General features: G+C 61.4%; 10 protein-coding genes and 1 pseudogene. All 11 read right to left on the reverse strand.

Features of this window, described 5'->3' with window-relative positions; genetic code table 11:
* Positions 1-6 precede the first annotated feature (6 nt).
* The 11 genes and pseudogenes from Q0R23_RS15010 to Q0R23_RS15055 all read right to left on the reverse strand — a co-directional run bounded on the left by Q0R23_RS15010 (position 7) and on the right by Q0R23_RS15055 (position 4723).
* The gene (locus Q0R23_RS15010) at positions 7-357 is read right to left on the reverse strand and encodes a hypothetical protein (protein WP_293914250.1); all 351 of its coding nucleotides are present in this window, start codon (positions 355-357) and stop codon (positions 7-9) included.
* A gap of 273 nt (positions 358-630) precedes the next feature.
* Positions 631-849: pseudogene (locus tag Q0R23_RS18520) on the reverse strand (helix-turn-helix domain-containing protein); the annotation flags it as partial.
* Positions 846-1310 (reverse strand): hypothetical protein, encoded by a 465-nt coding sequence (locus tag Q0R23_RS15015; protein ID WP_293914251.1) that lies wholly within the window; start codon positions 1308-1310, stop codon positions 846-848. The pseudogene Q0R23_RS18520 and the gene Q0R23_RS15015, both read right to left, overlap by 4 nt.
* A complete protein-coding gene (locus tag Q0R23_RS15020) occupies positions 1307-1504 on the reverse strand; it encodes a hypothetical protein (RefSeq protein ID WP_293914253.1) in 198 nt (65 codons plus the stop codon). The genes Q0R23_RS15015 and Q0R23_RS15020 overlap by 4 nt, the downstream gene beginning before the upstream one ends.
* Entirely contained in the window at positions 1495-2466 is a 972-nt protein-coding gene (locus Q0R23_RS15025; protein WP_293914255.1) for an ERF family protein, read from the reverse strand. The genes Q0R23_RS15020 and Q0R23_RS15025 overlap by 10 nt, the downstream gene beginning before the upstream one ends.
* Positions 2463-2648, reverse strand: coding sequence for a hypothetical protein (locus Q0R23_RS15030; RefSeq protein WP_293914257.1), 186 nt, complete (start codon positions 2646-2648; stop codon positions 2463-2465). Before Q0R23_RS15030 ends, Q0R23_RS15025 begins: the two co-directional genes overlap by 4 nt.
* A complete protein-coding gene (locus Q0R23_RS15035; protein ID WP_293914259.1) occupies positions 2645-2848 on the reverse strand; it encodes a hypothetical protein in 204 nt (67 codons plus the stop codon). Before Q0R23_RS15035 ends, Q0R23_RS15030 begins: the two co-directional genes overlap by 4 nt.
* Positions 2845-3387 (reverse strand): hypothetical protein, encoded by a 543-nt coding sequence (locus Q0R23_RS15040; RefSeq protein ID WP_293914261.1) that lies wholly within the window; start codon positions 3385-3387, stop codon positions 2845-2847. Before Q0R23_RS15040 ends, Q0R23_RS15035 begins: the two co-directional genes overlap by 4 nt.
* The gene (locus Q0R23_RS15045; RefSeq protein ID WP_293914263.1) at positions 3384-3755 is read right to left on the reverse strand and encodes a hypothetical protein; all 372 of its coding nucleotides are present in this window, start codon (positions 3753-3755) and stop codon (positions 3384-3386) included. Before Q0R23_RS15045 ends, Q0R23_RS15040 begins: the two co-directional genes overlap by 4 nt.
* A complete protein-coding gene (locus Q0R23_RS15050) occupies positions 3752-4444 on the reverse strand; it encodes a BRO family protein (protein WP_293914265.1) in 693 nt (230 codons plus the stop codon). The genes Q0R23_RS15045 and Q0R23_RS15050 overlap by 4 nt, the downstream gene beginning before the upstream one ends.
* A 66-nt stretch (positions 4445-4510) precedes the next feature.
* The gene (locus tag Q0R23_RS15055) at positions 4511-4723 is read right to left on the reverse strand and encodes a helix-turn-helix transcriptional regulator (protein WP_293914267.1); all 213 of its coding nucleotides are present in this window, start codon (positions 4721-4723) and stop codon (positions 4511-4513) included.
* Between the last annotated feature and the right edge of the window lie 434 nt (positions 4724-5157).

Raw genomic sequence — 5157 nt, forward strand, 5'->3', positions numbered from 1 at the left:
CCAGGCTCACGAGAACATCACCTCGCTGGGGTCTTCGTAGGGCTCGGCGACCGGGGCCAGAGAGCGCCGCACCACGCCGCTGTCGCGCTTCCAGTCCTCGCAGTGCTTCTCAAAGGCGCCCAGGGTCAGCCGCTTGGCCCACCACGGGTCGCGCACGCGCCACTCGATCACCTGCGCCACGTCCGCCGCCGCCCAGCCCGCGCCACTCAGTTTTGCCGCCACCTTGCCGACTTGGCTGGCATTGCTCCCGGCACCCTGCGGGTAGAGCGCGGTCACGATGGCGTCGAAGATCAGGTTGCGGGGCCGGGCCGCGCCACTCCCGGTTGCCTTCCCGCCTTGCCCCTCGCCCTCAGTCACCGCCTCGCCGGTTTTTTTCCTGTTGGCGCTTTTGGGTACAGCAGCCGACAGGACAGAATCAGCGGTGCGCGGCGGAAGCGTTTTCTCTTCCGCCAGATCTTTAACCCCCTTATAAGGGACTACCTTTAGCTGTAACCCTGGGTTACTCAGTCCGTGTAACTCTGGGTTACATGGTCCGTGTAACCCAGAGTTACATGGTGGCTCCAAGAGGGTGATCAAGTTGGTGGATCGGCGCCCTTTGTAGGTCTGAGATTCTTGGGTCAGCCACTTTTTTTCTTCAAGGCGAGTCAAGATTTCGTTGATTGTTTTGCGCGAGATGCCGCATATTTCGGCCATGCGCTCCTGTTTTTCCCAGATTGCGCCATCGTGGGCACGCCGTTTCAGGTGTGCATAAAGTCGAAACTCGTATGGGTCGAGTCCCGCATCATCTATAGCAGAGCCGACGAATAGACTGCGGGCATAGGAAGTGCCTTTGTCAATTACGCGGCTCATTTCTGCACCATAAGGGCAATCAAGTCAACTTCTTTGACATATTGAAAGTCGGCAAACTGATGAACTCGGAGCTGGCCTGATTTTACGAATGCACGTACTGTTTGACCATGTGCTATCTCTTTACGCCTGGGGGACTTCATAGAAATATAACCCAATAAACCCGCATTAACTCTTCTGTTGTAAGACGGCTTCCAGCAAAAAATATATGCTGCCTCGGCTTTTTCAAGCTTTTCTGCTGATAGATGTTGGATGGCGTAGCGGTTAAACTGCTTTGTCTTTTCGCCAATATGTGAATGAATGCGAGCTTCGCAATTGAGTGATTTGCCGATGTAAACAATCAGGTCATCAAGAAGTAGAAAATAGATTCCTACGGTGCAGGGCCGCTCTCCGAGGGCTGTTGCTTTTGAAATGACTTCAATGCGAGTAAGTGGGCCGGGTTCAGCTTGCGCGATGATGCTCATGCTGCGCCCCACAACCGCGCCAGCAGCCGCTGAATCACGTTGCACCCGACCTCGGCGCAGTCCTGTTCACTGATCTGCTCGCGCATCACGTCCTGACAGGCCGCCTCGTCGCCAAAATGCAGCGCGGCTTCGAGTGAGTCGGTCCACTGGGCCGGTGTTTGCAGCCCCGCTTCTGGGTATTCGGTTATCGCCACGGATGCTCCCGTGAGCCGAAGCATTGATTTTTGACGGCCAGTGGTATACTAATTCCACTGGGGCCATGCTCGGCTCCCACCCCACCGGACGTTGCAAGCGTCGCGGTGGGATTTCTGTCTGTGATTATAGCAGAATTTGGTGTCTGGGTGGGCGTTTTCATGCGGGCACCGCCTTCACTGCTTCGCCCAGCGCCGTCTGTGCGGCGTGGTCGTCCATCCCGCTCAGCGTGTCGAGCAGCGTCTGCCCCGACCCTTCTGGCATGGCCCATCAGTGCGGGGCGGTGGACGGTGGTTTCAGATTCTGAAACGGTGGCCTTGCTCACGCCCAGGTCGCACAGCGCCCGGTATGCGGCGCGGGCCTGCGCTTCGTCCGTTTTCCACCCCGCCACGCCTTTCAGCAGCGCCCTGGCCTCGTCGCCGTGTCCCTGGCCGCTCAGCTTCTCCCCGGCCCGCTTGATCTGGCCATGGAGTTTGGTAAGCGCCTCGCTCGGCTTAACGGGGCTGACAGTCTGGGGCGCTGGGGTCTGGAGGGCCTGGGTGCGGGTCTGGGCGGGTCGGGTGGGCTGTGAGGCGGCGTGGCCGTCGTCGTCCTCGGTCATGATGCCCAGCGCCGCGCTGAGAGCGTACCGACGCAGATAACTGACCACGCTGCCAGCCGCCTGAATCTCGCTGAGCTTGCTGCTCGGCACAGCGGCCCGCATGGTGCCTTCAATCCACTCGCCGCTGCTGTGCATCAGCCGGGTCGTCAGGGCCATGAAGCCTGGTTCATCGCTGCTGGGCATCTGGACGTAGCTCAGGCCATGCCGCGCCAGGACTGGCGCCGCCGTGGCAATGATGCTGCCGAGGGTAGCGTAAGAGTTGTTGAGGTGGCTGTTTTTCGCGTCTTTCGTGGCGGCAGGCATCTCGCCTTGTGCGGCGCTGAGCGCAGCGGCCAGAGCACCGATGTTGTCAGAAGTCTTCATGCCTCCACCTCCAGCGCTTCATCGGCGAACTCGATCAGCGCCACGCCGACGCACGCCAGCGCCAGGCCCAGCAGGCCCAGGACGATGCTCCACGGCAGGCTCAGGCGCTCTATCGCCAGCAGGCACAGCAGGCCCAGTCCGATCAGCACCGCGCCGAGGTTGAATACCCAGCGAGCGCTCATCGCCGCGTTTCCAGGCAGTCGTCACAGATCGAGTTGCCGAGCAGCACACCGCCGCAGTCCAGACAAACTGTGCTGGGGAAATACTGACGGCTGACGAACTTGCCAGCTTTGCGCACCACGATCTCACCGAGGCCAGCGCGGCTCAGGCTGGCGAGCGCGAAGGCGGGCCGGGTCGGGAGTTTCACAAGGAACTCGCTCACAGCAGCCACGCTGCGCCCTGCTCGGCGTCGGTGAGGACCGGAGTGAGCTTGCTGGCCTGCCACTGGGCTTCCAGGGCCACCACGTCGCCGCTAAGGCGTCCGGCCAGGGTGGCGCGGTCCCCGGCGCTGAGTTTTCGCAGGCGGGTCAGGGAGCCGGTGGGGTGACCGAGCAGCCAGGCGGTAAAGGCCAGCTCGTCTGTCGGGTCCAAGTCGAGGATGTCGAGGCGATCTATTATCAATTCGCCACTTCCAGCAGCAGGTTCTCTGACGGTGGGAGCCGAGGCGGCGAAGCTCAGCAGGTTGCGAAAATCTTGGGGGGTGGCCTCGCCGCGCACGCTCGCTTCCGCATACTGCCCGGCACGGCTCATGGGGGCGGCGAGTCGCCGAGCTGCCCAGTACGCCAGCGCCGCTTTCAACTCGCGCTTGGCCTCGATCTGCGACTGGCTCAGGCCGCATCGCTCGCCCTGGTCGTTGCTAACGACGCACTCCAGGGTGCTGAGCAGGGTACGGGCCAGTTGTTCGGAGAGGACCGGAATCATGCGCCCACCGTCCGGGTCATCTCGGCGCGGATACGTCCGGGCAATTCATCACGAATAAACTCTTCGGTGAGCCATTTGGCGAGGGCTGCGCCGAACTGAGCACCCAGACGTTCGACCTCATCGAAAAAGAGGGCGGACTGCACCGGGAGAACTGTCCGGCGAGCCGGGGCGAGACGCTTGACAGCTGGAACGCCGGGCCGGGCCTCGCCCATAAACGGCAGCAGGGGAGTTGTCACGCCGCGCCGCGCCTTAACCCGCAACCGGGCTCCGGCAGCCGCCAGGGCCACCGCCGCACGGACGAGCTGCGCAGGCGTGGCCGATAGGGTGACGGTGATGGGGGAGAGGGGACGGGGGGTGGGGGCGGTCACTGGGTCACTTCCAGCAGGGGCTTACCGGTGTAGATGGCGAGCTGCATCCGCAGGAACTGAGCGCCGTCTTCAAACTGATGCGTCGGCAGATCACGGTAAGAGGCCAGCCCGAAGCGGTTCTTAAAGAGCCGCCATGCCTGCGCATAGTTGCCCATCGCCTCGCCCAGCGACTGACCGAGTTTGTAGATGATGCCGACCTGTTTGCTGTCAATCGGGGAGGCGTCCAGACGTGCTTCAATGGCGCTCACGCGGGCATCGGTGTTCTCCAGCGCTTCCAGCATCAGGCGGCTTAGAGCCAATGGGGAGGCGGGCGGAAGCACGGGTGCGGCCTGCGCGAGTTCGGCGTGTCGGGTCTGTGCGGCAAAGTACGTCTGTGCTCCGGCGACTGCGGCCTTCCTGGCATCACTGTTCATGGCGGTGAGGTAGCAGGCGTAGCGGCTGAGCCGGTAGTCGAGCACCTCGCGCTCCGCGCCTTTGCCCGTTTCGATCAATTTGCCGGAGGGGACAAAATGATCCTTGCTGTCCTGGCCGCTGTTGTCACAGGCGGCGGCGGCACGCTCAATGCTCTGAGCGAACTTGCGCCAGGTGTCGTAACCCAGCAGTGGCATCAGGTCGCGCGCGCTCCAGTATTCGGCGCCGCCCTCAGCGGTCCGGCAGATGGCGTCAAACGGGTTGATCGGTGCTAACATATGTTCACTTCCTTTGTTTCTGTAGGCGCCCGCGAATCTGACCTCGCGGGCTTTTCGTGTTGTCGGTTAGGCCGACGCCTGAGCAGGTAAAAAAAGAGCGCTGGGGTCCACATCAAAGTGATCCGCCAGGGCGATGACGAGGGAATATGTCGGCTCTTCCGTCTCCCCCGTCTCTAGCTTGATGATGGTCGTCCGGGAGACGCCCACTGCGACGGAGAGGGCATTGCGGCTCTCCCCCCACGCTTGCCGAAGGGATTCCAAATTAGTCATCTTTGGCATGGCCAGAGTCTAGTGATTTAGCACTACAGTGTCAAGGTGCTATAGAGTTCAATACCGCATTGATTGTATTCTTCAATACGAATCATCAATACAAACCCGCTCCCAGCGCGGCCTGAGCGGGGGCGGGTTTGATGGAATTCATCGTGGGATTGATGGTGCCGGACACAAAAAACAGGCCCGCAGGCGCAGAAGCGCCCACAGGCCTCGACCAGAAAACGGAACGAGTCGAAGCGTCCACCGAGAGTCACTCCCTCGGTTTGGGCTGGATGACGACTTCGAGGCCGAGTTCGTCGAGGATCGCGGGCCAGTTGCTTTGAGTGACTCATGATTCTCCCTGGGCGAAGTAAGGGTGAATGTTGGGTACGAAAGTGCGGAGAGCTTTCGCAAGCGCATGACGGCCAGCCGGACTTAATTTTTTAAGATTCAGTTGGCTC

It is taken from the genome of Deinococcus sp. (genome assembly GCF_025362455.1).
Lineage (GTDB): Bacteria > Deinococcota > Deinococci > Deinococcales > Deinococcaceae > Deinococcus.

Bases quoted from the DNA above. Each gene is read 5' to 3' on its own strand.
- Q0R23_RS15055 (WP_293914267.1), bottom strand. From the start codon at position 4,723: ATGCCAAAGATGACTAATTTGGAATCCCTTCGGCAAGCGTGGGGGGAG.
- Q0R23_RS15030 (WP_293914257.1), bottom strand. From the start codon at position 2,648: ATGAGCGCTCGCTGGGTATTCAACCTCGGCGCGGTGCTGATCGGACTG.
- Q0R23_RS15050 (WP_293914265.1), bottom strand. From the start codon at position 4,444: ATGTTAGCACCGATCAACCCGTTTGACGCCATCTGCCGGACCGCTGAG.
- Q0R23_RS15040 (WP_293914261.1), bottom strand. From the start codon at position 3,387: ATGATTCCGGTCCTCTCCGAACAACTGGCCCGTACCCTGCTCAGCACC.
- Q0R23_RS15025 (WP_293914255.1), bottom strand. From the start codon at position 2,466: ATGAAGACTTCTGACAACATCGGTGCTCTGGCCGCTGCGCTCAGCGCC.
- Q0R23_RS15015 (WP_293914251.1), bottom strand. From the start codon at position 1,310: ATGAGCATCATCGCGCAAGCTGAACCCGGCCCACTTACTCGCATTGAA.